This window comes from Pseudomonas sp. LPB4.O (genome assembly GCF_038383825.1).
Lineage (GTDB): Bacteria > Pseudomonadota > Gammaproteobacteria > Pseudomonadales > Pseudomonadaceae > Aquipseudomonas > Aquipseudomonas putida.
This window is the reverse complement of the sequence record NZ_CP151298.1, coordinates 1,728,126-1,754,842: the sequence shown is the minus strand read 5'-3', so window position 1 is coordinate 1,754,842 and position 26,717 is coordinate 1,728,126. Positions and strand designations below refer to the sequence as shown.

The following is a 26,717-nucleotide window of genomic DNA, read 5'->3' as shown; positions in this document are numbered from 1 at the left end:
ATTCAATCGGCCTTATCTGCTTTGCTGCCGGTGGCAGCGTTGCGGGAAGAGTGTCGACGCACCGGCGCGACATGCGCCGAGCCATTATTGACGGCAATCAGCAGCGCCTGGCTCCAGCGGCCAAGCAGGCTGAACAGATCGCCCGCGCCAACCTGGCGGTTGGCGGTTTTCAGCACGCGACCCAGGCAGGCAGCGTCATCCCGGTCATCGCGGTCATTGCCGGAGGGTGACGCCTTGAGCAGGTCACGCAGGGATTCTTCAAACGGATCGTGCATGGGCACCTCGCGCAGTGTCAGCAAGAGACGAGATGGCCGGGCAATGGGTCACACATCCGATTGGGACGAATGTTTCAAGATGAACACCTAGACCCATCGCAACCGCCGGAACATCCACCACTGCCCCACCGCCAGCCCAAGCACGACGATGCAGGCGAACAGGAAGCCATAGGGGTTTTCTGCCCCCGGGATACCGCCGACATTGATGCCAAGCAGCCCGGTAACGAAACTCATGGGCAAGAAGATGCAGGTGATGATGCCAAAGCGGTACATGGTGCGGTTCATGCGCTCGCTGCGCCGGCGGTCTTCGCTTTCCAGCACCAGCGCGGCACGCTCGCGGGTCAGTTCCAGCTCTTCGAGGTAGCGGATCAGGCTGTTGTTCAGCTCGTTCCAGTAATCGGCATCAGCATCGGCAAACCAGCTCCATTTGCTGCGTGACAGCTGGGCGTAGATCTCCCGCTGCGGGGCCAGGAAACGCCTCAGGCCCGCTGCACGCCGGCGGATCTGCTGCAGGCTGCCGTTCTCCGGAGTGTACCGTTCGTCGGATTCGACCTTTTCTTCTTCCAGGTCGACCAGTTCGGACAGGTCGCTGACGAGGCCCTGGACCTTTTCAGTCAGCAGTTCGCCCATCAGCAGCAACAGCTCGGAAGCCGACTTCGGCCCCCTGCCCTGCTCCAGCAACTGAAGCATCTCGTCACTGGCGCGCAATGGCCGCAAGCGCAGTGAGATGACCCGCTGCGCCTGGGCGAAGATGCGCACCGATACCATGTCTTCGGGCTCTGCGCCCGGGTTGAGGTTGACCCCACGCAAAAACAGCAACAGCTGTTCGTCAGCCATGGGCAGCAGGCGCGGCCGGGTGTTTTCTTCCAGCAGCAGCTCGCAGGCGAACTCGCTCAGGCCGCTGTCATGCAGTAGCCAGGTGCGGGTTTGGGGATGGCTGCGGTCCCAGTGCAGCCACAGGCTCTGCTCCGGTTGCAGCTGCAGGTCGTCCAGTTCAGTACGGGCAATCGAGCGCGCGCCGCCTTTACCATCGAGCACCAGGGCATGCACCAGCCCCCACTGCGCGTTGTCTTCCTCGAACATCAAAGCTCCATCAGCGCGTGCGGCGCATCACTCCGGCATTTTCAGCGGGCTTGGCGAGACCAGCACGCCATTGTTGTCGGCATACACGTACTCGCCCGGGCGGAAGGTCACACCGGCGAAGGTCACCGCCACGTTGAGGTCGCCGATGCCGCGCTTGTCGGTTTTCATCGGGTGGCTGGCCAGGGCCTGTACGCCGACGTCGGTCTGGATCAATACATCCACGTCACGCACGCAGCCGTAGATCACCAGGCCTTCCCAACCGTTTTTGGCGGCCTTTTCGGCGAGCATGTCGCCGAGCAGCGCCCGGCGCAGCGAGCCACCGCCATCGACCACCAGCACCTTGCCCTTGCCGTCGAGCTCTACCTGCTCCTTGACCAGCGAGTTGTCCTCGAAGCACTTGATGGTGACGATCTGGCCACCGAACGAGTCGCGGCCGCCGAAATTGCTGAACATCGGTTCCAGCACTTGTACCAGGTCCGGGTAGGCGTCACACAGGTCGGGCGTTACGTAATGCTGCATGGGAGGCTCCTGTCAGTCACAACGAAAGCGGGTATCGGCCAAGGCTACACCTTGGAGGCTGCCGTAGTCATCCGGGACCGGGCAGTCATTTGTATTCATCCTGTACCGGCAACAGCGGGTTGCGCAACCAGCGCTCCACCAGCGGCCACACCTGCACCTGCGCAGCCTTGCTCACCAGCATGTCGACATGGCCGAAGGCATCGAAGCCTTCTTCACGCCCCAGCCGCAGGAACTGCTTGCGCTCCCCCCCCAGCTGCTCGAACAGCTTGCGGCAGGCCCACACCGGGTCCTGGAAGTCCCCCGCGCCGGCCACCGCCAGCAGCGGCACATCCACCTCTGCCAGCCCCGCCCACCAGTCGCTCTGCTTGTCGCCAAAGCGCCCGAACAGGCCGTGCCAGCGCATGCTCTCCAGCGCCAGGCCGATGGGCTCGTCCTCTGGTCCACGCTTGAAACGTGGCCCGGAAATCTGCCCCCAGCGCTTGAGCAGCAGCTTCGCGCCCCAGGCCAGCGGTGGCACTTTCAGCGGCCAGTAGACGCGACTGATCTGGGTGCCGAACAGCGCGACGCTGGCCACCTCCCCGGCAGCAAGAAAGCCACCACCCAAGGCTGCCGCCAGGGTAGTGCCGCCCAGGGAATGGCCAATCCAGTGTGGCGCCTGGCCCGACTGCTCGCGCACGAACGCTGCAATCAGCGGCAGGTCATCACGGGCATAGGCGGCTACGTTGTTGTGCTGCCAGGTGTGGTTACGTGGCGACAGGCCGTGGCCGCGCATTTCCGGGATCCACACATCGAAACCGGCACGGGCGAGATACGCACCCAGGCCAATCCCTTTGGGCGAGTACCAGAAACGCCGATTGGAAAAGCTGCCGTGCAGAAGAATGACCGGCACACCCAGAGGCTGGCCCTGATCCGCCAGCCCCAGACGGGTAAGGGCAAGCTCGACGCTAGGGTCAGGGCCATTGCCGGCCTTGATCCGGTACACGTCTTCGCTGAGGTCGCCGCGGCGCTCGGCACTGAGCAGGGCCACGGGGAATAGAATGCTGCTGCTTTGCATAAGGTTGCTTGGTGCACAAAAAAGGGCGGGAACCATTACTGGAACACGCCCTGGAAAAAACCAGGCGGGGGTACGCCAGACGTCCCCCCGCGTTTTACCTCGTCAGGCTGCGCCCTGGCCCTCGGCCAGGAAGAACCAGGTCTCGAGTACCGAGTCCGGGTTCAGCGACACGCTTTCGATGCCCTGCTCCATCAGCCACTTGGCCAGGTCCGGGTGGTCCGATGGGCCCTGACCGCAGATGCCGATGTACTTGCCCGCCTTGTTGCACGCGGCAATGGCGTTGGCCAGCAGCTTCTTCACTGCAGGGTTACGCTCGTCGAACAGGTGGGCGATGATGCCCGAGTCACGGTCCAGGCCCAGGGTCAGCTGGGTCAGGTCGTTGGAGCCGATCGAGAAGCCATCGAAGTACTCAAGGAACTCCTCAGCCAGAATGGCGTTGGACGGCAGTTCGCACATCATGATCACGCGCAGGCCGTTGTCGCCACGGGACAAGCCGTTTTCGGCGAGCAGGTCGACGACCTGGCTGGCTTCGCCCAGGGTACGCACGAACGGTACCATGATCTCGACGTTGGTCAGGCCCATCTCGTTGCGTACACGTTTCAGTGCACGGCACTCGAGCTCGAAGCAGTCACGGAACGACTCGCTGATGTAACGCGAAGCACCGCGGAAGCCCAGCATGGGGTTTTCTTCTTCCGGCTCGTACAGTTTGCCGCCGATCAGGTTGGCGTACTCGTTGGACTTGAAGTCCGACAGGCGCACGATGACCTTTTTCGGGTAGAAGGCCGCAGCCAGGGTGCTGATGCCTTCTACCAGCTTCTCGACATAGAAGCCGACCGGGTCGCTGTAGCCGGCAATACGCTTGTCGACGCTGTCTTTGAGCTCCGGCGGCAGGCCTGCGTAGTTGAGCAGCGCCTTGGGGTGCACACCGATCATGCGGTTGATGATGAATTCCAGGCGCGCCAGGCCGACACCGGCGTTGGGCAGCTGGGCAAAGTCGAACGCACGGTCGGGGTTGCCGACGTTCATCATGATCTTGAATGGCAGCTCCGGCATGGCATCAACCGAGTTCTGCTTGATGTCGAAGCCCAGCTCGCCTTCGAAGATGAAACCGGTGTCGCCTTCGGCGCAGGACACGGTCACACCCTGGCCGTCTTTCAGCAGCTGGGTGGCGTTGCCGCAACCGACCACGGCCGGAATACCCAGCTCACGCGCGATGATCGCCGCGTGGCAGGTACGGCCGCCGCGGTTGGTAACGATGGCACTGGCGCGCTTCATCACCGGTTCCCAGTCCGGGTCGGTCATGTCGGAGACCAGTACGTCGCCCGGCTGGACCTTGTCCATTTCCGATACGTCGTTGATCACGCGCACCTTGCCGGCGCCGATGCGCTGGCCGATGGCGCGGCCTTCGACCAGTACGGTGCCTTTTTCTTTCAGCAGGTAGCGTTCCATGACGTTGGCGCTGGAACGGCTCTTCACCGTTTCCGGGCGTGCCTGCACGATGTACAGCTTGCCGTCGTCACCGTCTTTGGCCCACTCGATGTCCATCGGACGCTGGTAGTGCTGCTCGATGATCATGGCCTGCTTGGCCAGTTCATTGACTTCGTTGTCGCTCAGGCAGAAGCGCGCACGCTCGGCACGGTCGACTTCGACAGTCTTGACCGAACGGCCGGCCTTGGCTTCTTCGCCATAGACCATCTTGATGGCCTTGCTGCCCAGGTTGCGACGCAGGATGGCCGGGCGGCCGGCCTGCAAGGTTTGCTTGTGCACGTAGAATTCGTCAGGGTTGACCGCACCCTGCACCACGGTTTCGCCCAGGCCGTAGGCGCCGGTGATGAACACCACGTCGCGGAAGCCCGACTCGGTGTCGAGGGTGAACATCACGCCTGCAGTGCCGGTTTCGGAGCGGACCATGCGCTGCACGCCGGCCGACAAGGCCACCAGCTTGTGGTCGAAGCCCTGGTGCACGCGGTAGGCGATGGCGCGGTCGTTGAACAGCGAGGCGAACACTTCCTTGGCCGCGCGGATCACGTTGTCGACGCCACGGATGTTGAGGAAGGTTTCCTGCTGGCCGGCGAACGAGGCGTCCGGCAAGTCTTCGGCGGTGGCCGAGGAACGCACGGCAACGGCCATGTTGTCGTTGCCAGCGGCCATTTCGGCGAAGGCGGTTCGGATTTCCGAATCCAGACGCGCAGGGAACTCGGCTTCCATGACCCACTGGCGGATTTGTGCGCCGGTTTTGGTCAGGGCATTGATGTCATCCACATCCAGCGCGTCGAGCGCGGCGTGAATCTTGTCGTTCAGACCACTCTGTTCGAGAAAATCGCGGTACGCCTGCGCCGTAGTGGCAAAGCCGCCCGGCACCGATACACCAGCACCGGCAAGGTTGCTGATCATCTCGCCCAGGGATGCGTTCTTGCCCCCCACATGCTCTACATCATGGACGCCGAGCTTATCGAGGGAAACTACGTACTCTACCAAGGTGATCTCTCCACTAACTGTGTTGGAAAAGCTCAAAAAGGCGCCCGCCTGTCTTCGGTGACTTGGCCGGGCGTTTGTGGCCTGTACCTGGAAAATAAGTGAGAATGCCGACAGCCGCATTCGGCAAACCGAACTTATCATATCCAAGAAACGTCATCAGCTTAAGGCCTAGATCGCAAATGAAACGAACCGCGTTCTTCATCTCCGACGGCACCGGTATCACTGCCGAAACCCTGGGCCAGAGTTTGCTCGCGCAATTCGAGAGCATTCCGTTCAACAAATTCACCCGTCCGTACATCGATTCGCCAGACAAAGCGCGGACCATGGTCCAGCAAATCAACGCTGCGGCCGAACGTGACGGGGTACGCCCGATCATCTTCGACACGATCGTCAACCAGGACATCCGGGAGATCCTGGCGACGTCGAACGGCTTCATGATCGACATCTTTTCTTCGTTTTTATCCCCGCTAGAGCAGGAATTGACCGCCCATTCGTCGTATTCCGTGGGCAAATCGCACTCGATCGGCGGCAATTCCAACTACATGGAACGCATCGAGGCGGTGAATTTCGCCCTGGACAACGACGACGGTGCGCGCACCCACTACTACGACAAGGCCGACCTGATTCTGGTGGGTGTGTCACGCTGCGGCAAGACCCCCACCTGCCTGTACATGGCCATGCAGTTCGGCATCCGCGCCGCCAACTACCCGTTGACCGAAGACGACATGGAGCGCCTGCAACTGCCGGCGGTGTTGAAAAAACACCACAACAAGCTGTTCGGCCTGACCATCGACCCAGACCGCCTCACCGCCATCCGCCATGAACGCAAGCCCAACAGCCGCTATTCCAGCTTTGCCCAGTGCGAGTTTGAAGTGCGTGAGGTAGAGAGCCTGTTCCGCCGGGAGAACATACCCAACATCAATTCCACGCATTTTTCGGTGGAAGAGATTTCGGCGAAGATCCTGGTGGAAAAAGGGGTCGAGCGCAGGTTCAAGTAAGCCTGAACCGGCCCTTTCGCGGGCTCGCCCGCTCCCACAGGTCCCGTGCCAATCTCGAACCTTGTGTGATACCTGTGGGAGCGGGCATGCCCGCGAAGAGGCCCGCACAGGGATAAAAAAACCCGGCATCTCTGCCGGGTTTTTCATTTCAGCTCAAGCTCAGGAGGGCACCACCGTCGCCTGCCCGCTCATGGCCAGGTCGACCAGCTCACGGTTGGCCACCGCGTACATCGCATAGTCGGTGCCGGTGGCATTGCGCAGGTCGTCCAGCATGGCACGCCAGCGCTCCACCATCACCCGATGCTGCTCGGCCCACAGTGCCACGCGAGCGTCCATGTCATCCGGCGCATCGGCCATCTGCAGCACCGAAATGGTGATCGCCCGCTGCTGCAGGTCGATGTCGTCGCGGAAGGCTTCGCGGGCCAGCGCCTGCCAGTTGTTCTCCACCGGCAAGTTGCTGATTTCCTGCAGGTACCAGGTCAGGTCCAGCGAGCTGCCCACGGCGAAGAACGCCTTGGCCACCTGGGCCGGGTCGTGACCGGTGACGTCGGCCGCTTCGATGATCGGCAGCAGGGTGTACAGGTGGCTGGTACCCGCCACCATGCGCGCCAGCAGTTCTGGCACACCGGCCTCGACAAAGCCCTGGTAGCGCACCATCCAGCGTTCGCGGGTCGGGCCTTCGAGCAGCTCATCGAGCTTGAGCCCGAGTTGCGCGATCTTCGGCCCGAAGTGCGCGGTATCACGCCCGGCGTCCTGCTCGTTGCGGCGGCTGCGCAGGAACCAGCGCGTGGCACGGCGGCCCAGGCGCATCAGTTCGTCCATCAGGGTGAGCTGGATTTCTGCCGGCACCTGGTAGTCCAGTGCCTCGATCTGGCGGAACCAGTGCGGCAGATGGAAGATGTCGCGCACGATCACATAGGCCCCGGCCACGTTGGCCGGGCTCATGCCAGTCGACTCCTTCAGGCGCTGGACGAAGGTGATGCCCATGTTGTTGACCAGGTCGTTGGCAATCTGGGTGCTGACAATTTCGCGCTTCAGCCGGTGGCGGCGCATGGAGTCGGCAAACTTGCTCACCAGCGACGGCGGGAAGGCGGTTTCCATGTCGCGGGTCAGGTAGTCGTCGTCCGGCACCAGCGACTTCAGCAGCTGTTCCTTGAGGTCGATCTTGCTGTACGAAATCAGCACCGACAGCTCGGCGCGGGTCAGCCCATGGCCAGCAGCCAGGCGTTCGGCCAGTTGCTCCTCGGACGGCAGGAACTCGATGGCGCGGTCCAGCTTGCCACGGGCTTCCAGGTCGGCCATCAGGCGCTTGTACTCGGCAATCCGCTCACGGGCACGGCGGGCGGCCAGCGACAGCGCCTGGGTCTGCTTGTAGTTGTTGCCCAGCACCAGGCCGGCCACTTCGTCGGTCATGCTGCCGAGCAGCTGGTTGCGCTGCTTCTCGGTCATGTCGCCACCCTGCACCACTTCGTTGAGCAGGATCTTGATGTTGACCTCGTGGTCGGAGCAGTCCACGCCGCCGGCGTTGTCGATGAAGTCGGTGTTGGTGGCGCCGCCGTTCAGGCCGAACTCGACCCGGCCAAGCTGGGTCATGCCCAGGTTGCCGCCCTCACCCACCACTTTGCAGCGCAGTTCGTTGCCGTTGACCCGCAGCGCATCGTTGGCCTTGTCGCCGACGTCGGCGTGGCTTTCGGTGCTGGCCTTCACGTAGGTACCAATGCCGCCGTTCCACAGCAGGTCGACCGGTGCCTTGAGCAGCGCGTTGAGCAGCTCGGTCGGGGTCAGGCGGTCGGCTTCGATGGCGAAACGCTCTTTCATCTGCGGGCTGATGGCGATGCTTTTGGCACTGCGCGGGAAGATCCCGCCGCCTTCGGACATGATGCTGGTGTCGTAGTCGCTCCAGGCCGAGCGCGGCAGGTCGAACAGGCGCTTGCGCTCGGCAAAGCTGGACGCAGGCTCCGGGTTCGGGTCAATGAAGATGTGCAGGTGGTTGAAGGCCGCCACCAATTGCAGCTTGTCGGACATTAGCAAGCCGTTGCCGAATACGTCGCCGGCCATGTCGCCCACACCGATCACGGTGATCGGGTCTTCCTGCACGTTGATGCCGCGCTCGCGGAAGTGGCGCTGCACGCCCACCCAGGCGCCGCGTGCGGTAATGCCCATCTTCTTGTGGTCGTAACCGGCCGAACCGCCCGAGGCAAAGGCGTCGCCCAGCCAGAAGCCGTAGTCGATGGCGATGCCGTTGGCGATGTCGGAGAAGGTTGCCGTGCCTTTGTCGGCCGCCACCACCAGGTACGGGTCGTCATCGTCATGGCGCACCACGTTGGCCGGTGGCACCACGCCGCCGTCCTTGAGGTTGTCGGTGATGTCGAGCAGGCCGGAAATGAAGATGCGATAGCACGCCACGCCCTCGGCAGCGATCTCGTCGCGGCCGCCACCCAGCGGCAGCCGGCGCGGCAGGAAGCCACCCTTGGCGCCAACCGGCACGATGACCGAGTTTTTCACCTGCTGGGCTTTTACCAGGCCCAGCACTTCGGTACGGAAGTCTTCCTCGCGGTCGGACCAGCGCAGGCCGCCACGGGCGACGTTGCCAAAGCGCAGGTGCACGCCCTCGACGCGCGGTGAATAGACGAAGATTTCGAACTTGGGCACCGGCTTGGGCAGTTCGGGGATCAGCTTGGGGTTGAACTTGAAGCTGAAGTACGACTTGTTCTGGCCGTTGGCATCCGGTTGGTAGAAGTTGGTGCGCAGGGTAGCCTTGATCAGGTCCAGGTAGCGGCGCAGGATGCGGTCTTCGTTGAGGACCTGCACGTCGTCCAGCGCAGTCAAAATCGCTTGCTCCAGGCGCAGCTGCTTGTCGTCCAGGTCTTCCTGGGTGAGCTTGCGGGCCAGGTAGAAGCGGGTCTTGAACAACCGGGTCAGCTCGCGGGCGATGTCGGTGTGGTTGTTCAGGGTGCTGGCGATGTAGCCCAGGTCGAAGCCCAGGCGGATCTGCTTCAGGTAACGGGCGTAGGCGCGCAGCAGCGCCACGTCGCGCCATGGCAGGCCGGCAGTGAGCACCAGGCGGTTGAAGGCGTCGTTCTCGGCATCGCCGCGCACGATGTGGATGAAGGCGTCCTGCAGGGTGTCGTTGAGCTGCTGGATATCCAGGCTCAGGCCTTCGCTGTAGGTGAAGGCGAAGTCGTGGATCCAGTACTCGCGGCCATTGGCATGGCGCAGGCGGTACGGGAACTCGCCAAGCACGCGCAGGCCGAGGTTTTCCAGGATGGGCAGCACATCAGACAACGCCAGTGGCGTATCGGCGTGGTACAGCTTGCAGTGCAGGATGCGCTCGCCAACCTGGGTCAGCGGCTGGTAGAAGCTCATCGCCAGCGGCTTGCTTTCCGACAGGTTCAGCACGTGCTGCAGGTCGACCACTGCCGAGTGCGCGGCGAAGCGCTCACGGTAGCCGGCCGGGAAGCCCTTGGGGAAATCGGCCAGGATGTTAGTGCCCTGGGCTTCACCGAAGTTCTCGACCACCAGCGTCGAATAGTCGTCATGCCACGAGCGGCAGGCCTGGATGACTTCACGCTCCAGCTGCTGCGGGTCGATGTCGATGCGGTTTTTCGGGTCTACCCGCAAAATCAGCTGCACGCGTGCCAGCACCGATTCGGAGAAGAAGGTCCAGAACTCGCAGTCGCTGGCCTTCAGGCGCTCCATCAGCACTTGCTGAATCTTCTGCCGTACTTCGGTGGAGTAGATTTCCCGCGGCACATAGGCCAGGCAGTAGCAGAAGCGACCGTACGGGTCCTTGCGCAGGAACACGCGAATCTTGTTGCGCTCCTGGATCTGCACGATCGCCATGACGGTGGTGAACAGCTCGTCGATTGGCGTCTGGAACAGGTCGTCGCGCGGCAGCACTTCCAGTACCTGGGCCAGTTCCTTGCCCAGGTGGGCCTTGGCGTCGAAGCCCGAGCGGCGCTCGACTTCAGCCACCTTCACGCGGATATACGGAATGGCATGCACGCTTTCGCCATACACCGACGAGGTGTACAGGCCCATGAAGCGGTGTTCCTTGATGACTTTGCCGTCGGCGTCCAGCTGGCGGATCGACACGTAGTCCGGGTAGGCCGGGCGGTGCACGCGGCTGGGCAGCGCGGCCTTGGCAAACGACAGCAGCAGCGGTTCGTTGAGGTAAGCCACGGCGTAGTCTTCGATGCGCAGCTCTTCGGCCGTCAGGCCCACACGCAGGCGGCGCGGCAGGCCGAGGAACGACTGCTCGTCGTAGACCATCTGGCCGCCGTCGGCGTCGCCCTTGACGGTGAATTCTTCATAGCCCAGGAAGGTGAAATGGTTGTCCAGCAACCACTCCAGGAACGCTTTGACCTCGCCCTTCTCGTTCTGGGCTGGGCCAAAGGCGGTCTGTTCAACCTGCGCCACCACTTCACGCAGCTTGGCCTTCATCGGTTCGAAGTCGGCCACGGCTACACGTACTTCGGCCAGCACCTGCTCAATCTCGCGGGTCAGCACGGTCAGCTCGGCGGCATTGGCGCAGCGGTCGATCTCCAGGTACATCAGCGACTCATGGCGCACGCCTTCGCCCTGGGTGCCCTTGGGCAGCAGTTCCAGCAGCTCGCCCTTGGCGCCGCGGCGCACGCTGAGCACGGTGGTCTGCAGGGTGTGGATGCTGTAGCCGCGGCGGTTGAGCTCGGTGCGCACAGAGTCGACCAAAAACGGCAGGTCGTGGTGCAGCACCTCGACCACGGTATGGGTCGACTGCCAGCCATTGCGTTCGTAATCGGGGTTGTATACGCGTACTTGCGGGTATTCGGGGTCGAAACGTTCGATGATGCGCCAGGCTGACAGGGTGCAGCCGGCCAGGTCGGAAAGCCTGCGCTGGGTGAGTTCGTCCAGAGAGATGATGCCGAAGAACTGCTCGGCGAACAGCGCCACTTGTGGCAGGGACTGTTCGCTGATGTGCTGCGCCAGGGCCGCTTGCAGTTGATGCTGGAAGTCGGCTTTGCTGGCTGCGGTGAAGAACGCCATCTGTGGTACTCCGCTTGGGCTTTGTAATAGTTGAAGCGTCGCTGCGTGCGCCGTGTACGGATCAACGATAGCCAACCCGTGGCAAGGCGGACGGTAAAACCAGGCGTTGAACGTGCGCGGGCACGCCCAGGGCTCGCCGAAGCTTAACGACTGATCGGTCATCAACGCTTGCAGCGCTGCGACAATTTCGGTCAAGGGGCGGTAACTTTACGTTTATGCCTGTACGCAAGACTGTCAGAATTCCCTTCCGTTTCCTTTGATCCGAGCCTGCTCATGCAAATCAACACCGCCCTGCTGTTCGCCACCCCTTGCGATGACGAGGAAGACAACATGGCGACCCTGTGCTGCCACAGCGACAAGGGACAGATGTTCCTGCTTACCCGCTACCCGGACGAAGACACCGTCGACCTGACCCTGGATGACGAGCCGTCGACGCTGGATGGGCTGAAAGTGACGCTGAGTGCCAAGCGCCTGCTGATCGAAGTGGCGGCCGGCGACCAGGATGCGCTGAAGGGGGACGAGGTGCTGGAGATCACCCTTACCAGCGACCTGAGCGACCTGGACGAAGTGAAGCAAACCCTGGAAAACATCCTGACCGGGACCGGGACCTTCGTCTGCGAACTTTAATAAAGCTGAAAGGTTGCACGATCTCTGTGGGAGCGGCCTTGTGTCGCGAAAGCGCCGCGGCATCACGGCACCTGTTGCTGGGTCTGCTGCGCAGCCCTTTCGCGACACAAGGCCGCTCTCACAATGATCATGCCAGCGCTTGTTGCATTGCTTTAGCCTGCACCCGCAGCGCTTCGCAAAACGGCTCCACCGCTGCCGATGCCGGCCGGTGGTCGGGGCGTATCAGCATGACCTGGTAGGGCACCGACACCCGCAACCTGCGGATCGGCAACCCGCCCTGGGCCGCCTCCAGGCCGCTCAGCGGGTTGATGATCGCCACCCCGAGGCCTTGCCTGACCATGGCGCACACCGAGGCGGCACTGGTGGTCTCGATCACCGTGCGGCGGTTCACCCCCGCCGCGCGAAAGTGCTGGTCCAGGCGCTGGCGGTAGGTGTCCAGGCTGGCCAGGTTGATGAAATCGACCTCGTGAAAGTCGCTTAGCTCCAACTCGGCCTTGGCCTGCAACGGGTGATGCTCGGGCAACACGCACACCATGTTGGCGCTGAACAGCAATTCGCCATAAGCGCCGCGCGGTATCTGCTCGATTTCGGTCAGGCCAAGATCATGCTGCTGGGCCACCAGTGACTCCTCCAGCAACGGCGACTCCTGCGCCACGATGCTCACGCTCACACCGCGGTGCTGCTGATGGAAGCGCTGGCAGGCCTTGGGCAGCAAGGTCTGGGAGAACAGCGGCAGACAGGTGATGGCCAGCCGTCCCTGCTCGAAGTTGCGGATGGCCTGGGCAAAGCGATCAATGCGCTCCAGCCCGACGTAGGCACGCTCGACCTCTTCGATCAGCAGCAGCGCCTGGGCCGTCGCCACCAGGCGCCCTCCCTCGCGCTCGAACAGGTTCAGGCCAGTCACCTGCTCCAGGCGCGCCAATTCGCGGCTGACAGTGGGCTGCGAGGTGAACAGCAGGCGCGCCGCCCCGGTGACACTGCCAGCGGCCATGATGGCGCGGAACACTTCGATGTGGCGGACGGACAATTTCACGGCAATACCCGGTGAGTCGACAATGGGTATATCAGATATGAATGACTAGCAGAAAAATAGCTATTTTTCTGAATTCCCGCTTTGATTCATCCTCGTGGCCTTCCTTATACGAGTAGCGCCACCATGACCGCACCCTTCACCCTTCTGGCCGAGGCAGTTCGCCAGCACGGCTCGCCGCTTTGGGCGTACGACGCCAGCACCATCGCCGAGCGTGTCGAACAGCTGAACGTATTCGACACCGTACGCTTCGCCCAGAAAGCCAACCCCAACCTGCATGTGCTGCGCCTGATGCGCGCCCATGGCCTGGTGCTGGACGCCGTGTCGCTGGGTGAAATGGAGCGGGCCTTCGCTGCGGGTGCGAGCGTGGACGGTGACCCTGCCGGCGTGGTGCTGACCTGCGACGCGCTGGACCGGCCCACCCTGGAGCGCGTGGTGGCAGAGAAGATCGAAGTCAACGCCGGCTCCATCGACATGCTGCGCCAACTGGGTGAACGCTCGCCCGGCCACCGCGTGTGGATCCGCATCAACCCGGGGTTCGGCCATGGCCACAGCCGCAAGACCAACACCGGCGGCGAAAACAGCAAGCACGGCATCTGGCACGAAGAACTGGACGAGGCCCTCGCGTGCATCAAGGCCAATGGCCTGCACCTGGTAGGCGTGCACATGCACATTGGTTCGGGGGTGGACTACCAGCACCTGGAACAGGTGGCGCGCTCGATGATCGAACTGGTCGGCCGCCTGGGCGTGGATATCGAGGCGTTCTCCATCGGCGGCGGGCTGTCCACCCCTTACCGCAGCACCGACAAGCCGGTCGACCTGCAACGCTACGCCCAGACCTGGGCGGTGGCGCGCAAGGAAATCGAAGCAATGCTGGGCCACCCCGTACGCATGGAAATCGAGCCAGGGCGCTTCCTGGTGGCCGAGTCGGGCTACCTCGTGGCTGAAGTGCGCGCCGTCAAGCAAGTGGGCCGCAACACCTTCGTCATGATCGACGCCGGCTTCAACGACCTGATGCGCCCGGCGATGTACGGCGCTTACCACGGCATGACCCTGCTCGACGCCAACGGCCAGCCGGTGGACCGCCCACGGCAGCCGACCGTGGTGGCCGGGCCATTGTGCGAATCGGGTGACGTGTTCACCCAGGATGACCAGGAACTGACTCCGCAGGACCTGCCCCAGGCTCAGGTGGGCGACCTGCTGGTGATCCATGATGCCGGCGCCTACGGTGCATCGATGTCGTCGAACTACAACAGCCGGCCGTTGCTGCCGGAGTTTCTGATCGAAGACGGGACGCTGCGGATGATTCGCCGGCGGCAGACGGTGCAGGACCTGCTGAGCCTGGAGGCCGGGTTCTAACAACGTATTCAATGTGCGCGCGCTGCCTTTGTGTGAGCAATTGCCTTGCTCAACATCCAGAAGCTGGCGCAACCTCTGTGGGAGCGGGCATGCCCGCGAACACCGGCAGAGCCGGTGCCATCCACCGTGTTGCCTGTTTCGCGGGCACGCCCGCTCCCACAAGGATGTGTGCATGCACACGATCCTTGCAATCAGCCTGCCCTACTACGACAATGCGATCAATTCCCATTAATATTGCGGTCTTGACGCCATGTCAACGCTCGATCCCCAGGCCCTGCACCAGCTGTACAGCGAAAACAACAGCTGGCTGAAGGGCTGGCTGCGCGTCCGCCTGGGCAACGCCGCCGATGCTTCCGACCTGGCCCACGACACGTTCTTGCGGGTAATGACCGCACGTAATCCGTTGCCGATCCGAGAGCCGCGCAGCTACCTCAGCGCTATCGCCCGCGCGCTGCTGATCGACAAAGCCCGCCGCCGCGCCATCGAAAAAGCCTACCTGCAAGCCCTGGCCCTGCGCCCGGAGCCGGTCGAGGTTTCGCCGGAAGTGCGCTTGTCGATCATCGAAATGCTGGTGGCCGTCGACAGCCTGCTCGACGAACTCGGCGCCAAGACCCGCGCCATCTTCCTTGCCGTTCAACTCGAAGGCCTGACCTACGGCGCTGCGGCCGAGCGCTTCGGCGTGTCGGTTACCACCGTGAAGAACCACCTGATCAAGGCGATGACCCGCTGCCTGCTGGCAGTCGAAGGCTGAGGGCGATGGATCTCAAGACACTCGAAGCCGCTGCCACCTGGTATGTGCAGCTCAACGATGGCGCCAGCGACGAGGCCCGCACCTACGCCTGGCGGCAGTGGCTGCAGGCCAGCCCGCAACACGCTGCCGCTTGGGCGCGGGTAGAAAAACTGCAGCAGCAATGGGCCATGGTGCCGCCACAGGCAGCGCTGTCCAGCCTGGGCGCGGCACAAGCACAGCGGCGCGATGTGCTGAAGGTGCTGAGCCTGTTGCTGGCCATGGGCGGCGGTGGCTGGCTGGCAGCCGAGCAGGTCCCCTATCGCGCCTTGCTGGCCCAGCAACGCACCCGTGGCGGCGAACGGCGCGCCATGCAGCTGGAGGATGGCTCGCAGCTTGAGCTGAACGTGAATACCGCGCTGGATGTGCGCTACGACGCCAAGGTACGGGCGATCCAGCTGTACCAAGGGGAAATCCTGGTGCGCCCGATCAATGGCCTTCAGCAGCGCCCGTTCATCGTGCACACCGAAGACGGCAGCGTGCTCACCCGTAGTACCGAGTTCAGCATCCGCAAACTTGCCCGGCAGACGCGCGTGGGCGTGCTGCAGGGCTCTGTCGAAGTACGCCCGCAGCACCACCCTGATCGGGTGCTGCAACTGCAGGCCAGCCAGCAAGTGAATTTTGACCGCGACGACTTCGCCAGCGCACATGCCCTGCCCGTGGATTCGACAGCCTGGCTGCAGGGCATGCTGAGTGTGAACGACTGGCAGCTGGGCGACTTCATCGAAGAACTGGGGCGTTATCGCCCAGGCGTGCTGCGCTGCGCCTCGTCGATTCAGGCCATGAGCATTTCCGGCGCGTTCCGTATTGACGACACCGACATCGCCCTGGCCAACCTGCCAAAAACACTGCCCGTGAAGCTCCGCTACCTCAGCCGCTATTGGGTGAGTGTGGAACCGGTCTGAGCCACTGCGAAAAAACTTTCGCCGCAATCTTGCTGATTTCGATTCTCGTCCGTCCCTGACACAAGCCGCGACGACAGCGACTTTCTGCCATGACTCGGAAGGATCACGAAATGCCTCACCTGCACCCCACCCCTGCAACCAAGCTGAGCCAGGCCGTGCGCCTGGTGTTGTTCGGCATGTCTTTGGCCAGCGCGCCGGGCCTGCTGCTGATGCCTGCCCAGGCCATGGCCCAAAGCCAGACTGCCTACCATGTCGCCGCTGGCCCGTTGGGCAATGCCATCACCCAGTTTGGCGTGCAGGCGGGCGTGACCATTTCGTTCGACACCGCACAAACGCGCCACCTCAGCAGCGCGGGCCTGGAGGGCAGCTACAGCGTCGAGGAAGGGCTGATGCGCCTGCTGGGCAACAGTGGCTTGCAGGCGCAGCGTCAGGGCAATGGCGGCTATGTGCTGGTACCTGCCGACACCGGCTCGGCCATGGAGCTCGGGCCGCTGAACATCGACGCCAACCGGCTGGATGCAACCAGCGAGGGCACCCAGTCGTACACCGCCCGTGCCGTGACCATCGGTAAAGGCGTGCACACGCTGAAAGAAACGCCGCAATCGGTCACCGTGATGACCCGCAAGATGCTCGACGACCAGAACCTCAACACGCTGGAACAGGTGCTGGACAAGACCCCAGGCATCACCGTGTACGACTCGCCCATGGGCGGCAAGTACTTCTATTCCCGTGGTTTCAACCTGGACGGCCAGTACCAGTACGACGGCGTGCCGCTGGACGTGGGCGGCAACTACGTGCAGGCCAACAGCTTTTCCAGCGACATGGCGTTCTACGACCGCGTTGAAATCCTCAAAGGCGCAGCCGGCATGATGAAGGGCTCCGGCTCTTCTGCCGGGGGCGTCAACTTCGTACGCAAGCGCGGCCAGGAACAAGCCGCCACCACCGTCACCCTGTCTGCAGGCAGCTGGGACAACTACCGCGGCCAGGTGGATGTAGGCGGTCCGCTGAACGAGTCGGGAACCGTGCGGGGGCGCGCCGTGGCGTCGCTGCAGGACCGCCAGTACTTCTATGACACAGCCAAGCGCCAGGACCAGATACTGTACGGCGCCATCGACTGGGACGTCACCGCCGACACCACCCTTGGCTTTGGCCTGGCCTACGAGGATGTCGATGCCACACCGTGCTATTCCGGCCTGCCACGCTACGCCGATGGCAGTGACCTGAAGCTGTCGCGCTCCACCTGCCTGGGGGCCAGCTGGAACGACCTGCAAAGCCAACGTATTACCGGGTTCGCCGACCTCAAGCACCGCTTCAACGATGACTGGACGCTGAACTTCGCCTCGATCTACACCCACAACAACCAGGACATCGAATACGCCTACTCCGAAGGCACGGTACCGGTCGGCGCCAGCACCGCAAGCATGAACGTGCGAGCCGGTCGTTTCGACTACGACCAGGACGACTACGGCTTCGATAGCTATGTCGATGGCAAGTTCGAAGCGTTCGGCCTGCAGCACGAGCTGATCATCGGCGCCAACGCCAGCCGGCAGAAAACCCATGACTATTTCGCGCTTATGCTGCTGAACGCCAAGCAGGACCCGTTCAATCCGACCGCGAACTTCCCACAACCGTCCAAGGGCGATTACCTGGTCAACCCGACCCGCGGCGGCAGCGTGCCAACCGACTCCACCACCACCCAGTACGGCACTTACGCCAACCTGCGGCTGAAGCTGGCAGAGCCGCTGACCCTGGTGCTGGGCGCGCGGGTCAGCTGGTACCGCAACAAGAGCGACTCCTATACCCAGCTCTACGATTACTGGGTACATAACCGCAGTGAAGAAAACGGCCAGGTCACGCCGTTCGCCGCTGTGTTGTACGACCTGAACGACCAGTGGACCGCCTACGCCAGCTACGCCGACATCTTCCAGCCGCAGAGCGACAAGGTGAATGCCGAGCGGCAGGCGTTACAGCCCAAGACCGGTGCCAACTATGAGATTGGCATCAAGGGCGAGCTGCTTGACGGCGCATTGAACACCTCGTTCAACCTGTTCCGCACCATCGAGAATCACCGCGCGGAAACCGACTACAACGAAGCCTGCCCGTCAGGCGACGGCTATTGCTACACCGACAGCGGTAAGGTGCGTGCGCAGGGTTTCGAGGCCGAGATCAGCGGCTCGCCAATCGAGCGGCTGCAGCTGCTGGCGGGTTACACCTACACCCAGACCAAGTACCTGAGTACCATCGAAGACACCGACCCCACCGAGCTGACCTTCACCTCCAGCTTCATCCCGCGGCACATGCTCAAGGTGTGGGGTGACTACCAGCTGGGCGGTGCACTGGAGCGCTTCACCGTCGGCGCCGGCCTGAACAGCCAGAGCGAGAACTTCCGTACCACCGGCACTACCCGCGTCGAGCAGGCGGGCTACACCGTATGGAACGGCCGCGTGCAGTACCGCATCGACCCGAACTGGACGGTCGCCCTCAACGGCAACAACCTGTTCGACAAGAAGTACTATGCCACCATCGGTGCGCCGGCGTGGGGCAACTTCTATGGCGAACCGCGCAACTTCATGATGACGTTGCAAGGGGCGTTCTAAGCGATCACGCAGCGGTTGCGGGGGATCGTGCAGAGAACAGAGCGATGGGGCGCAAGGTGGCCCCGGCAAATGATGCAGGTTGGCTGAAACCCTGGGGCCGCTGCGCGGCCCATCGCGACACAAGGTCGCTCCTACACGGGCCGCGTCAACCCATTGATTGTTTTAGCAGATAAGGAAATCGCTCATGCGCCCGAACAAGGCTTGCCCGGTAGTCATCCGCACAATGATCGCGGCTAGAGCCCGATCGCCACTTCACGCTCGCCGCTCATGTATTGCTGCAGGCGGCTGCGCAGCCAGCGTTCGGCCGGGTCGCTGTCGGTAGTGCTCAGCCACACCATGGCCAGCTCCAGCGCAGCCGTCTCGAACGGCAGCGTCTCGGCCTGCAGGTTGCCCCAACGCTCCATACCTTGCGCGGCATAGTCCGGGCAGCAGGCCAGCAGGTCGGTCCCGGCCAGAATCGCCGGCAACGAGCTGAACTGCGGCACCGACAACACCACCTTGCGTTCGCGGCCGATCTCTTTCAGCCAGTCATCGACCACACCTTGTGTATTGGCGGTGGGCGAGACCTGAACGTGCGGGCGGGCGCAGAACTCATCCAGCGTCAGTGGTGTGGCTGATTTGTCGGCCCGCACCACCCTGCCCTGCATCGTGCGCAGCACCTTGCGCTTGGCGTTGGCCGGCAGCCCCTTGGTCTGGCTGATGCCCACTGTTACATCGCCTGCAGCCAGCAGATCCGGAATGCGCCAGTAATCGACATGCTGCACGACCACCACCACATTCGGCGCCTCCACCCGCAGCGCCCGCAGCAACGGCGGCAACAGCCCCGACTCGACATCATCGGACAAACCGATGCGGAAGGTCATCTTGCTGGTGAGCGGGTCAAAATCATGGGACAGGCTGAGGGCGACGGACATCGCGTCCAGTGCCGGGGTGAGGTACTTGATGACCTCCTCGGCCCTGGCCGACGGTTCCATGCGGTTGCCCACGCGGATCAGCAACGGGTCGTTGAACATTGCCCGCAACCTGGCCAGCGCGGCACTGACCGTGGGTTGGGCGACAAACAGCTTTTCTGCGGCACGGGTGAGGTTGCGCTCCTGCATCAGGGCTTCGAACACCACCATCAAATTGATATCGGCTTTGCGCAGTTCGTTGCGGTTCATTGGGGCTCCCGGCCATCGCCATGACGTGCGGACTCAATTCCAGCATCGATATGGATTGCGGTCGAGTAAAAACCGGAAAACCCGACTCAGGCTGCATTGCCCCACACTGCGCAATCCGGGTAACCTTCCGCCAACTTCCCTTCCGGCTTCCCCTGCCGTGCACCGCCCAGGCGTTAAATCGCGAAGCGGTCATTCATGATGCCGACACCTGCATGGCCGCCACCTTTTGGCGCGCCCATCTGCCATCTATACATTCAGGATGACCCCATGATCATTCGCCAAGGCATTGCTGCAGACTATCCGCAGCTGCTCGACATCTGGCTGTGCGCCGTACGCGCCACACACCAATTTCTGCAACCGTCCGACATCGACGCGCTGTTGCCACAGCTGCGCGACGTGTATTTCCCGGCCGTCGAGCTGTGGGTTGCAGCAGACACCGATGACCAGCTGCTGGGCTTCATCGGTTTCAATGAAAACCACGTGGAAATGCTCTTCGTCGACCCCGAGCGACATGGCCAAGGTATTGGCCGGGCGCTGCTGGATTTTGGCCGCCAGTCGCGTAACGCGATGAGTGTCGATGTCAACGAGCAGAACCCCCAGGCAACAGGGTTCTACGAGCACTACGGCTTCGTCCAGACGGGCCGCTCTCCGCTGGATGGCGAAGGCCGGCCGTTCCCCTTGCTGCATATGAGCTTGCCCACCCAGGCGTGACCAGAAGGCACACACCGCGATGGACCGGTCCATCGGGCCATGTGTCGCAAAAAGGGCCGCAAAGCGGCCCCCCCGAGGGCAGCCGCTCAGCGCAAGGTATTTTTGGTCAGTTCGACTTCGTTCATCAATGCCTTGGCCAACGCCGTGAGGTAATCGGCGGCGCCCAGGAATTTGTGGTCGTCCTCCATATCGCCTTCGCGCAGTAGATGCTTGATGTAGCTCAGCAGGATCGAAACTTGCTCGTAGGCATCATCGATAGGAATGCCGGGCTGGACCCGCAGCAGATCCTTTGGCGGGTTGCCGACTTCGAGGAAGGTTTCTGCGCCGATGGTGAGGATGACCTTGGGTTCGTCTGCCATGTTTTCATCCCTCTTCCTTTTGGCCGAACAGCCGTGCATGCGAATGTGTTACCAGCGAATGGGCGATTTCAGTTGCATGCAGGGCATTGCCCAGGCCGGCATCGCCAGCGTGGCTGCGGCATTGTTCGTCAAGGGTTTCGATGACGCCGCGTAGCAGCTCGATCACGTGCGCGAGGGCGAGGGGCGGGTAGATGTCGGATTTGGGGGTGAAGAACGGGGTATTGATTGGGCGGAGGGGTGGATCGGGGACGAGCTTTTTCATTGTGTAATTCCAGCTTCTAGGGAAGGAACCACCACCTGAATCTTTCTCATGGATTGAAGGCGGCAGCCGTACGCAGGTGTGAGAAAACCGGGCAGAAGCTAGCAAAGGCCCGGCCAGGCGAAGGCCCGCCTACGTACGGCCACCATGAAGGTGCTGCTAGCTTGACTGTCGGGTTCTCATGCCCGGTCGCCGGAGCGACGCGAAAACGTTATCCCTGAGGTACTTCCCCGACAACAGCGATAGTTCAGCAGCGCGCGTAGGATAATTCCTAAGCGGGTTGATTCTGAAGCATTTGGTTTCATGTTCAGAATTGTCTTACAGGGCATGGCTTTGAGGTGCCTGCCAAGGGATCGGGTCAGGGCCACCAGGTGCTTGCCGCAACATGTTCAGCGCCTACAAGATCGAGCGCCGCGCGGGCGGCGCTCGATCGCACAGGCGTTGAATAATTGCGCCGAACCACCAATCTTCGCAATCCAGCACCAATAGGCCGCCGTATAATCGGATCCAACACCGAGGATGCCCCGTATGCAAGCATTGGAAATGGACTACGGACACGGCGAAGAGGTGGCCAGCCACTGCCACGCCGAAGACCAGCTGATCTACGCCGCCAGCGGCGTCATGCGGGTCAGCAGCGAAGGCGGTAGCTGGGTGATCCCTGGCGGGCATGCGTTGTGGATGCCCGCCGGGGTCAGCCATGCCATCCGCATGGAGGGGGTGGTCTGCATGCGCACCCTGCTGCTCGATGCGCGCATCGACCGCTGCCAGGTCATCGTTGTGTCCGGCCTGCTGCACGAACTGATCCTGGCTGCATCACGCATGCTCGACCTGCGTGACGGCGAGCACGTGCGGGCACTGATCCAGCTTGAGTTGGCCACTGCCAGGCGCATCGATGCCTTTGTGCCGCAACCGCAACATGCGCGGCTGCGCGCCTGGTGCGAGCGCTTCCTGCAAGACCCGGCCCAGGACCTGACCTTGGAGCAATGCGGCGCGCAACTGAACATGAGTGCCCGCAGCGTGGCGCGGCTGTTCCAGCGCGAGGTGGGCATGTCGTATGGCGAATGGCGCGCCCGTGCCCGGGTGATGCTCAGCCAGCAGTGCCTGGCCGATGGCCAGCCGATCCTGAACGTGGCGCTGGAGCACGGCTACCAGAGCGCCAGCGCCTTTGCCGCCATGTTCAAGCGCATCCTCGGCTACGCGCCGAGCGATTGGCAAAACAGTACCGCGCGCGGGTACTGAGCCCCAGGTTGTCCCACTTGCGCGCAGGGTTGTCCCGCTTGCGGCAGCGGCGTGCGTCCCACCCTCGTTAACCTCGCATCACCACCCTTGAGCGACATGTGTGATGCCCTTACAGCCTTCATTCCCCTTCCGGGCCCGGTTTGCCGTACTCGCCATGCTCGGCGTACTGGCGGCGTGCACCCGGCAACCCGCACCTGCCGAGCCACCCGCAGCGCTGCTGGCCAACCCGCTGGCGAATGTGCCGGCCGGTGTCAGCCGGCAACCATTACCCGAACAATGGTGGGCGCTGTTCCAGGACCCGCAACTTAACCACTGGGTACAGCAAGCCCTGGCGCACAATCAGGACCTGGCCCAGGCCGAGGCCAACGTGCAGGCCATGCTGGCCGGCATCGGCGAGTTCGATGCCAGGCGTTGGCCGTCAACCTCGATGGGCGTTGCCGCCACCTATGGCAAGAGCGCCGATGACCAGACCCTGGCCGAGGCGACCTACAGCCACGCGCCGGCTCAATGGCAATTCAACCCAGGTATCGAGTTGGCCTACCAGCTGGATATCTGGGGCCAGGTGCGCGCTGCCATCGAGCGCGCCCGTGCCCAGGCCGAAGCCAGTGCTGCGGCGCTGGACCTGGTGCGCCTGCAAGTGGTCGCCCAGACCAGCCGCGCCTACATCGACCAGTGCATCTACGCGGCGCGCCTGGACGAGGCTAAGCAGTCCTTGCAAACCCTCGACCACAGCGTGCAACTGAGCGAACGCCAGCGCCAGGCCGGCGTGGCCACTGCCCTCGACAGCGAGCGCCTGCTGGGCTTACGGGAACAAGTGCGGGCGCAGCTGCCGATGCTTGCAGCCCGGCGGCAGATGGCGCTTTACGAACTTGGCATGCTCAGTGGCCAGGCCTCGCTGGCCGACACTGCGACTTGCACCACCATCCCCACGCTGTCGGCGCCGCTACCGGCCGGCGATGGCTGGCATTTGCTCGAACGCCGGCCGGATGTGCGCCAGGCCGAACGGGAACTGCAGGCTGCCACCCTGGAAACCGACATCGTCCGGGCCGACCTGTATCCGAAGGTCAGCTTCGGCGCTTCGCTGACCTCCTCGGACCATCACCTGGCCAACCTCGGCGACAGCCGCGCGGTGATGTTCGGCATTGGCCCGCTGATCCGTTGGGAGTTTCCGAATATGAAGGCCAACCGTGCGAGGGTCGGCAAAGCCGAGGCATTGCAGCAAACGCAGGTTGCCCATTACCGCGGTGCGGCGCTGAGCGCGCTCAAGGACGTGCGCCAAGCCCTTGCCCGCTATGACGGTGAGCGGCAGCGGTTGCAGGCGCTGGATGCCGCCCTGACGCACAGCCAGCGCGGTTATGCCCTGGCCCAGGGCAACTACCGCGCCGGTACCGTGGACGGGCTGGCCTTGCTCGACAGCGAGCGAGAACTGATCCGCCTGCGGGCCAGCCACGTAGAAGCCCGAGGGCGCCTGGCGCAGGCGCAGGTCAACCTGTTCCGCGCCCTGGGCGGGCGGTGGTAGCTCAGGTAACAACAAATGGGGCTGCTTAGCGGCCCCAGAAATCAAGCATGGAAACCGAACATGAATGTCGCCGTAGAACAAACCGCACCAGCCGAAACTGAACAGCGGGCCAAAGCCAGATCCCGTCGCCGCCTGGCCTACACCGCCAGCGGCAGCCTGGCAGCAATCGCCCTGCTGGCCTTCACCAGCTACTGGCTCACCACCGGCCGCTACCTGGAGACCACCGACGACGCCTACGTCCGCGCCGACTGGGTGGCCCTGAGCCCACGCGTGGCGGGCTACGTAGCCGAGGTCGAGGTGGCTGACGACCAGCCGGTGAAAGCCGGCGATGTGCTGGTGCGCCTGCAAAACCGCGACTACCGCGCCCGCCTCGACCAGGCCCGGGCTGGCGTGACCGAGGCACAGGCGGCACTGGCCGCCGCCCAGGCCAGCCAACAGGTAGCGACCGAGCGCATCGACCAGCAACAGCAAGCCATCCTGCAGGCCGAGGCCGTCGTGCGCAGCGCCACCGCCGAACAGCGTCGCAGTGAACTGGATGTCCAACGCTACCGTGGCCTGGTGCGTGACGACGCAGCGACCGTGCAGCGCCTGGAAACCGCCAGTGCCCATGCCAGCCAGGCACAAGCCGCGCTGCAAGGTGCCCAGGCCGCGCTGCGCCAGCAACGCTCACAACTGGCCATGGCCAAGGCCCAGTCAGCCCAGGCCGAGGCCAAACAGCAACAACGGGCTGCGGCCCTGGCACGCGCCCAGGCCCACCAACAGCTCACCGAGCAGGACGAGCAGGACACCGTGATCCGCGCGCCGATCACCGGCGTGGTCGGCCAGCGCCGCGTGCGCACCGGCCAGTACGTGGTGCCGGGCCAGCCGCTGCTGGCTGTGGTGCCCCTGCAGCAAGCCTATGTGGTGGCCAACTACAAGGAAACCCAACTGGCCCGCATGCGCCCCGGGCAACCGGTAGAAATACGTGTCGACAGCTTCGCCAGCCAGCCACTGCATGGCCATGTGGCCAGTTTTTCGCCAGCCTCGGGCAATGTCTTCGCCTTGCTGCCGTCGGACAACGCCACCGGCAACTTCACCAAGATCGTCCAGCGTTTCCCGGTGCGCATTCTGCTCGACAAACCGCTGGATAGCCCGCAGGTACTGCCCGGCATGTCGGTGGTGAGCACGGTCGACACCCGCCCCGCTGAGGTGGCCGATGCGCACTGAACAAACGGTCACGCTGCGCGCCTGGGTAGCGGTGCTCGGCGGCCTGCTCGGCTGCTTCATGGCCGGCATGAACGTGCATGTCACCAGCGCCGCTTTGCCGGAAATCCGCGGCTCGCTGGGTGCCAGCTTCGAGGAAGGCTCATGGATTTCCACCGCCTACCTGGTGGCGGAAATCGTGATGATTCCGCTGACGGCCTGGCTGGTGGAGGTGTTCTCGCTGCGCCGGGTGATGTGGACCGGCTCACTCATATTCCTGATAGCTTCGGTGGCCTGTTCCTGGGCGCCCAATCTGGAGGCGATGATTGCCATCCGGGTGATCCAGGGTGCTGCGGGCGCGGTGCTGATTCCCCTGTCGTTCCAGCTGATCATCACCGAACTGCCGGCCAGCAAGATGGCCATGGGCATGGCGCTGTTCAGCCTGGCCAACAGCGTGGCGCAGGCGGCCGGGCCCTCGATTGGTGGCTGGCTGACCGATGCCTATTCGTGGCGCTGGATCTTTTATCTGCAACTGTTCCCCGGCATTGCACTGCTGTTCGCCATCGCCTGGTCGATCGAGGCCAAGCCCATGAAGCTTGAGCTGCTACGCAAAGGTGACTGGCTGGGTATCGCCGCCATGGTGATCGGCCTGGGTGGCTTGCAGATCGTGCTGGAAGAAGGCGGCCGGCTGGACTGGTTCGGCTCGCCATTCATCGTTGCCATGAGCGGGGTCGCCGCCATTGCCCTGGTGGTGTTCGTGGTGACCCAGCTGTTCGGCCAGCGCGCGTTCATCAACCTGCGCTTGCTCGGGCGCTACAACTTCGGCGTCGCCAGCGTGGCCATGTTCATATTTGGCGCCGCCACGTTCGGCCTGGTATTTCTGGTGCCCAACTACCTGTCGCAGCTGCAGGGTTTCAGCGCGCACGATGTCGGCGTGGCGCTGATCGCCTATGGCGTGGTGCAGCTGCTGCTGGCGCCGTTGATGCCCCGGCTGATGGGCTGGACCAGCGCCAAGTTCATGGTCGCCAGCGGTTTTCTGATCATGGCCCTGGGCTGCTGGCTGGGGGCTAGCCTGAGCGCCGACAGTGCCGACAACGTGATCATCCCGTCCACGGTGGTGCGCGGTATTGGCCAGCCATTCATCATGGTGGCGTTGTCGGTGCTGGCGGTGGCCGGGCTGGACAAGCGTGAAGCCGGCTCGGCCTCGGCGGTGTTCTCCATGCTGCGCAACCTGGGGGGTGCCATCGGCACGGCCGGGTTGACGCAACTGGTGGCCACCCGTGAGCGCTTTCACAGTGAGCGTATTCACGAGCAGGTGACAGTGTTCGAGCCTGGCATGCAAGAGCGCATCAACCAGACAGTGCAGAGCTGGTTGCCGCACCAGCAGCAGCTGCTGGAGGGGTTGGCGGTGACCATTCGGCGGGAGGCTTACCTGATGGCTTATAGTGATGCGTTCTACCTGGCGTGCCTGGCGTTGGTCGGGTGTGCAGTATCGGCATTGCTGTTACGGTCAAAACACCAATTGTGATGCCGACACATCTCCCTGTAGGA

21 protein-coding genes are annotated in these 26,717 nt (G+C 63.2%); 11 read left to right on the top strand and 10 right to left on the bottom strand.

Going from position 1 to position 26,717, the window contains the following annotated elements:
* Positions 1-2: 2 nt before the first annotated feature.
* From MRBLPB4O_RS07920 to ppsA, 5 genes are all read right to left on the bottom strand, one after another.
* Positions 3-275, bottom strand: a complete 273-nt coding sequence (locus MRBLPB4O_RS07920; RefSeq protein WP_014591816.1) for a hypothetical protein — start codon at positions 273-275, stop codon at positions 3-5.
* Between the two features lie 87 nt (positions 276-362).
* A complete protein-coding gene (locus MRBLPB4O_RS07915; RefSeq protein ID WP_016500793.1) occupies positions 363-1,358 on the bottom strand; it encodes a zinc transporter ZntB in 996 nt (331 codons plus the stop codon).
* Positions 1,359-1,385: 27 nt separating this feature from the next.
* A complete protein-coding gene (rraA, locus tag MRBLPB4O_RS07910) occupies positions 1,386-1,877 on the bottom strand; it encodes a ribonuclease E activity regulator RraA (protein WP_021785500.1) in 492 nt (163 codons plus the stop codon).
* An 85-nt stretch (positions 1,878-1,962) separates the two neighbouring features.
* Entirely contained in the window at positions 1,963-2,931 is a 969-nt protein-coding gene (locus MRBLPB4O_RS07905; RefSeq protein ID WP_341798019.1) for an alpha/beta fold hydrolase, read from the bottom strand.
* Positions 2,932-3,033: 102 nt separating this feature from the next.
* Entirely contained in the window at positions 3,034-5,409 is a 2,376-nt protein-coding gene (gene ppsA / locus MRBLPB4O_RS07900) for a phosphoenolpyruvate synthase (protein WP_341798018.1), read from the bottom strand.
* Positions 5,410-5,588: 179 nt separating this feature from the next.
* Here ppsA and MRBLPB4O_RS07895 point away from each other — a divergent pair, with 179 nt between their 5' ends.
* On the top strand, positions 5,589-6,407 hold the full coding sequence (locus MRBLPB4O_RS07895; RefSeq protein ID WP_012271263.1) for a pyruvate, water dikinase regulatory protein: 819 nt from the start codon (positions 5,589-5,591) through the stop codon (positions 6,405-6,407).
* A 159-nt stretch (positions 6,408-6,566) separates the two neighbouring features.
* Here the strand turns inward: MRBLPB4O_RS07895 and MRBLPB4O_RS07890 are convergent, their stop codons facing one another.
* The gene (locus MRBLPB4O_RS07890) at positions 6,567-11,432 is read right to left on the bottom strand and encodes an NAD-glutamate dehydrogenase (protein WP_341798017.1); all 4,866 of its coding nucleotides are present in this window, start codon (positions 11,430-11,432) and stop codon (positions 6,567-6,569) included.
* A 273-nt stretch (positions 11,433-11,705) separates the two neighbouring features.
* Here MRBLPB4O_RS07890 and MRBLPB4O_RS07885 point away from each other — a divergent pair, with 273 nt between their 5' ends.
* Positions 11,706-12,059, top strand: a complete 354-nt coding sequence (locus MRBLPB4O_RS07885; protein WP_016500798.1) for a hypothetical protein — start codon at positions 11,706-11,708, stop codon at positions 12,057-12,059.
* 127 nt (positions 12,060-12,186) lie between these two features.
* Here MRBLPB4O_RS07885 and MRBLPB4O_RS07880 read toward each other — a convergent pair whose 3' ends face one another.
* The gene (locus tag MRBLPB4O_RS07880) at positions 12,187-13,092 is read right to left on the bottom strand and encodes a LysR family transcriptional regulator (protein WP_341798016.1); all 906 of its coding nucleotides are present in this window, start codon (positions 13,090-13,092) and stop codon (positions 12,187-12,189) included.
* Between the two features lie 123 nt (positions 13,093-13,215).
* Here MRBLPB4O_RS07880 and lysA point away from each other — a divergent pair, with 123 nt between their 5' ends.
* From lysA to MRBLPB4O_RS07860, 4 genes are all read left to right on the top strand, one after another.
* Entirely contained in the window at positions 13,216-14,448 is a 1,233-nt protein-coding gene (lysA, locus tag MRBLPB4O_RS07875) for a diaminopimelate decarboxylase (RefSeq protein WP_016500800.1), read from the top strand.
* Positions 14,449-14,698: 250 nt separating this feature from the next.
* A complete protein-coding gene (locus tag MRBLPB4O_RS07870; RefSeq protein WP_341798015.1) occupies positions 14,699-15,199 on the top strand; it encodes a sigma-70 family RNA polymerase sigma factor in 501 nt (166 codons plus the stop codon).
* Between the two features lie 5 nt (positions 15,200-15,204).
* A complete protein-coding gene (locus tag MRBLPB4O_RS07865; RefSeq protein ID WP_341798014.1) occupies positions 15,205-16,140 on the top strand; it encodes a FecR domain-containing protein in 936 nt (311 codons plus the stop codon).
* 110 nt (positions 16,141-16,250) lie between these two features.
* Positions 16,251-18,737, top strand: a complete 2,487-nt coding sequence (locus MRBLPB4O_RS07860) for a TonB-dependent siderophore receptor (protein ID WP_341798013.1) — start codon at positions 16,251-16,253, stop codon at positions 18,735-18,737.
* 233 nt (positions 18,738-18,970) lie between these two features.
* Here the strand turns inward: MRBLPB4O_RS07860 and MRBLPB4O_RS07855 are convergent, their stop codons facing one another.
* Positions 18,971-19,897, bottom strand: a complete 927-nt coding sequence (locus MRBLPB4O_RS07855; protein WP_341798012.1) for a LysR substrate-binding domain-containing protein — start codon at positions 19,895-19,897, stop codon at positions 18,971-18,973.
* Positions 19,898-20,164: 267 nt separating this feature from the next.
* Between MRBLPB4O_RS07855 and MRBLPB4O_RS07850 the strand changes: the two genes are divergently transcribed.
* Complete coding sequence (locus tag MRBLPB4O_RS07850) at positions 20,165-20,608, top strand: acetyltransferase (protein ID WP_341798011.1); 444 nt, start codon at positions 20,165-20,167, stop codon at positions 20,606-20,608.
* A gap of 86 nt (positions 20,609-20,694) precedes the next feature.
* Here the strand turns inward: MRBLPB4O_RS07850 and MRBLPB4O_RS07845 are convergent, their stop codons facing one another.
* Positions 20,695-20,967, bottom strand: coding sequence for a DUF3077 domain-containing protein (locus MRBLPB4O_RS07845; RefSeq protein ID WP_019472880.1), 273 nt, complete (start codon positions 20,965-20,967; stop codon positions 20,695-20,697).
* A gap of 4 nt (positions 20,968-20,971) precedes the next feature.
* The gene (locus MRBLPB4O_RS07840; protein ID WP_341798010.1) at positions 20,972-21,229 is read right to left on the bottom strand and encodes a hypothetical protein; all 258 of its coding nucleotides are present in this window, start codon (positions 21,227-21,229) and stop codon (positions 20,972-20,974) included.
* Positions 21,230-21,754: 525 nt separating this feature from the next.
* Here MRBLPB4O_RS07840 and MRBLPB4O_RS07835 point away from each other — a divergent pair.
* The 4 genes from MRBLPB4O_RS07835 (at position 21,755) to MRBLPB4O_RS07820 (ending at position 26,694) form a co-directional block, all read left to right on the top strand.
* Positions 21,755-22,465, top strand: a complete 711-nt coding sequence (locus MRBLPB4O_RS07835; RefSeq protein ID WP_341798009.1) for a helix-turn-helix transcriptional regulator — start codon at positions 21,755-21,757, stop codon at positions 22,463-22,465.
* A 103-nt stretch (positions 22,466-22,568) separates the two neighbouring features.
* The gene (locus MRBLPB4O_RS07830) at positions 22,569-23,984 is read left to right on the top strand and encodes a TolC family protein (RefSeq protein WP_341798008.1); all 1,416 of its coding nucleotides are present in this window, start codon (positions 22,569-22,571) and stop codon (positions 23,982-23,984) included.
* A 60-nt stretch (positions 23,985-24,044) separates the two neighbouring features.
* Complete coding sequence (locus tag MRBLPB4O_RS07825) at positions 24,045-25,190, top strand: HlyD family secretion protein (protein WP_341798007.1); 1,146 nt, start codon at positions 24,045-24,047, stop codon at positions 25,188-25,190.
* Positions 25,180-26,694, top strand: a complete 1,515-nt coding sequence (locus tag MRBLPB4O_RS07820; RefSeq protein ID WP_341798006.1) for a DHA2 family efflux MFS transporter permease subunit — start codon at positions 25,180-25,182, stop codon at positions 26,692-26,694. The genes MRBLPB4O_RS07825 and MRBLPB4O_RS07820 overlap by 11 nt, the downstream gene beginning before the upstream one ends.
* Positions 26,695-26,717 lie beyond the last annotated feature (23 nt).

Coding starts and splice junctions, on each gene's coding strand:
- MRBLPB4O_RS07920 (WP_014591816.1), bottom strand. CDS start 275: ATGCACGATCCGTTTGAAGAATCCCTGCGTGACCTGCTCAAGGCGTCA.
- MRBLPB4O_RS07915 (WP_016500793.1), bottom strand. CDS start 1,358: ATGTTCGAGGAAGACAACGCGCAGTGGGGGCTGGTGCATGCCCTGGTG.
- rraA (WP_021785500.1), bottom strand. CDS start 1,877: ATGCAGCATTACGTAACGCCCGACCTGTGTGACGCCTACCCGGACCTG.
- MRBLPB4O_RS07905 (WP_341798019.1), bottom strand. CDS start 2,931: ATGCAAAGCAGCAGCATTCTATTCCCCGTGGCCCTGCTCAGTGCCGAG.
- MRBLPB4O_RS07895 (WP_012271263.1), top strand. CDS start 5,589: ATGAAACGAACCGCGTTCTTCATCTCCGACGGCACCGGTATCACTGCC.
- MRBLPB4O_RS07890 (WP_341798017.1), bottom strand. CDS start 11,432: ATGGCGTTCTTCACCGCAGCCAGCAAAGCCGACTTCCAGCATCAACTG.
- MRBLPB4O_RS07885 (WP_016500798.1), top strand. CDS start 11,706: ATGCAAATCAACACCGCCCTGCTGTTCGCCACCCCTTGCGATGACGAG.
- lysA (WP_016500800.1), top strand. CDS start 13,216: ATGACCGCACCCTTCACCCTTCTGGCCGAGGCAGTTCGCCAGCACGGC.
- MRBLPB4O_RS07870 (WP_341798015.1), top strand. CDS start 14,699: ATGTCAACGCTCGATCCCCAGGCCCTGCACCAGCTGTACAGCGAAAAC.
- MRBLPB4O_RS07865 (WP_341798014.1), top strand. CDS start 15,205: ATGGATCTCAAGACACTCGAAGCCGCTGCCACCTGGTATGTGCAGCTC.
- MRBLPB4O_RS07860 (WP_341798013.1), top strand. CDS start 16,251: ATGCCTCACCTGCACCCCACCCCTGCAACCAAGCTGAGCCAGGCCGTG.
- MRBLPB4O_RS07855 (WP_341798012.1), bottom strand. CDS start 19,897: ATGAACCGCAACGAACTGCGCAAAGCCGATATCAATTTGATGGTGGTG.
- MRBLPB4O_RS07850 (WP_341798011.1), top strand. CDS start 20,165: ATGATCATTCGCCAAGGCATTGCTGCAGACTATCCGCAGCTGCTCGAC.
- MRBLPB4O_RS07845 (WP_019472880.1), bottom strand. CDS start 20,967: ATGGCAGACGAACCCAAGGTCATCCTCACCATCGGCGCAGAAACCTTC.
- MRBLPB4O_RS07840 (WP_341798010.1), bottom strand. CDS start 21,229: ATGAAAAAGCTCGTCCCCGATCCACCCCTCCGCCCAATCAATACCCCG.
- MRBLPB4O_RS07835 (WP_341798009.1), top strand. CDS start 21,755: ATGCAAGCATTGGAAATGGACTACGGACACGGCGAAGAGGTGGCCAGC.
- MRBLPB4O_RS07830 (WP_341798008.1), top strand. CDS start 22,569: ATGCCCTTACAGCCTTCATTCCCCTTCCGGGCCCGGTTTGCCGTACTC.
- MRBLPB4O_RS07825 (WP_341798007.1), top strand. CDS start 24,045: ATGAATGTCGCCGTAGAACAAACCGCACCAGCCGAAACTGAACAGCGG.
- MRBLPB4O_RS07820 (WP_341798006.1), top strand. CDS start 25,180: ATGCGCACTGAACAAACGGTCACGCTGCGCGCCTGGGTAGCGGTGCTC.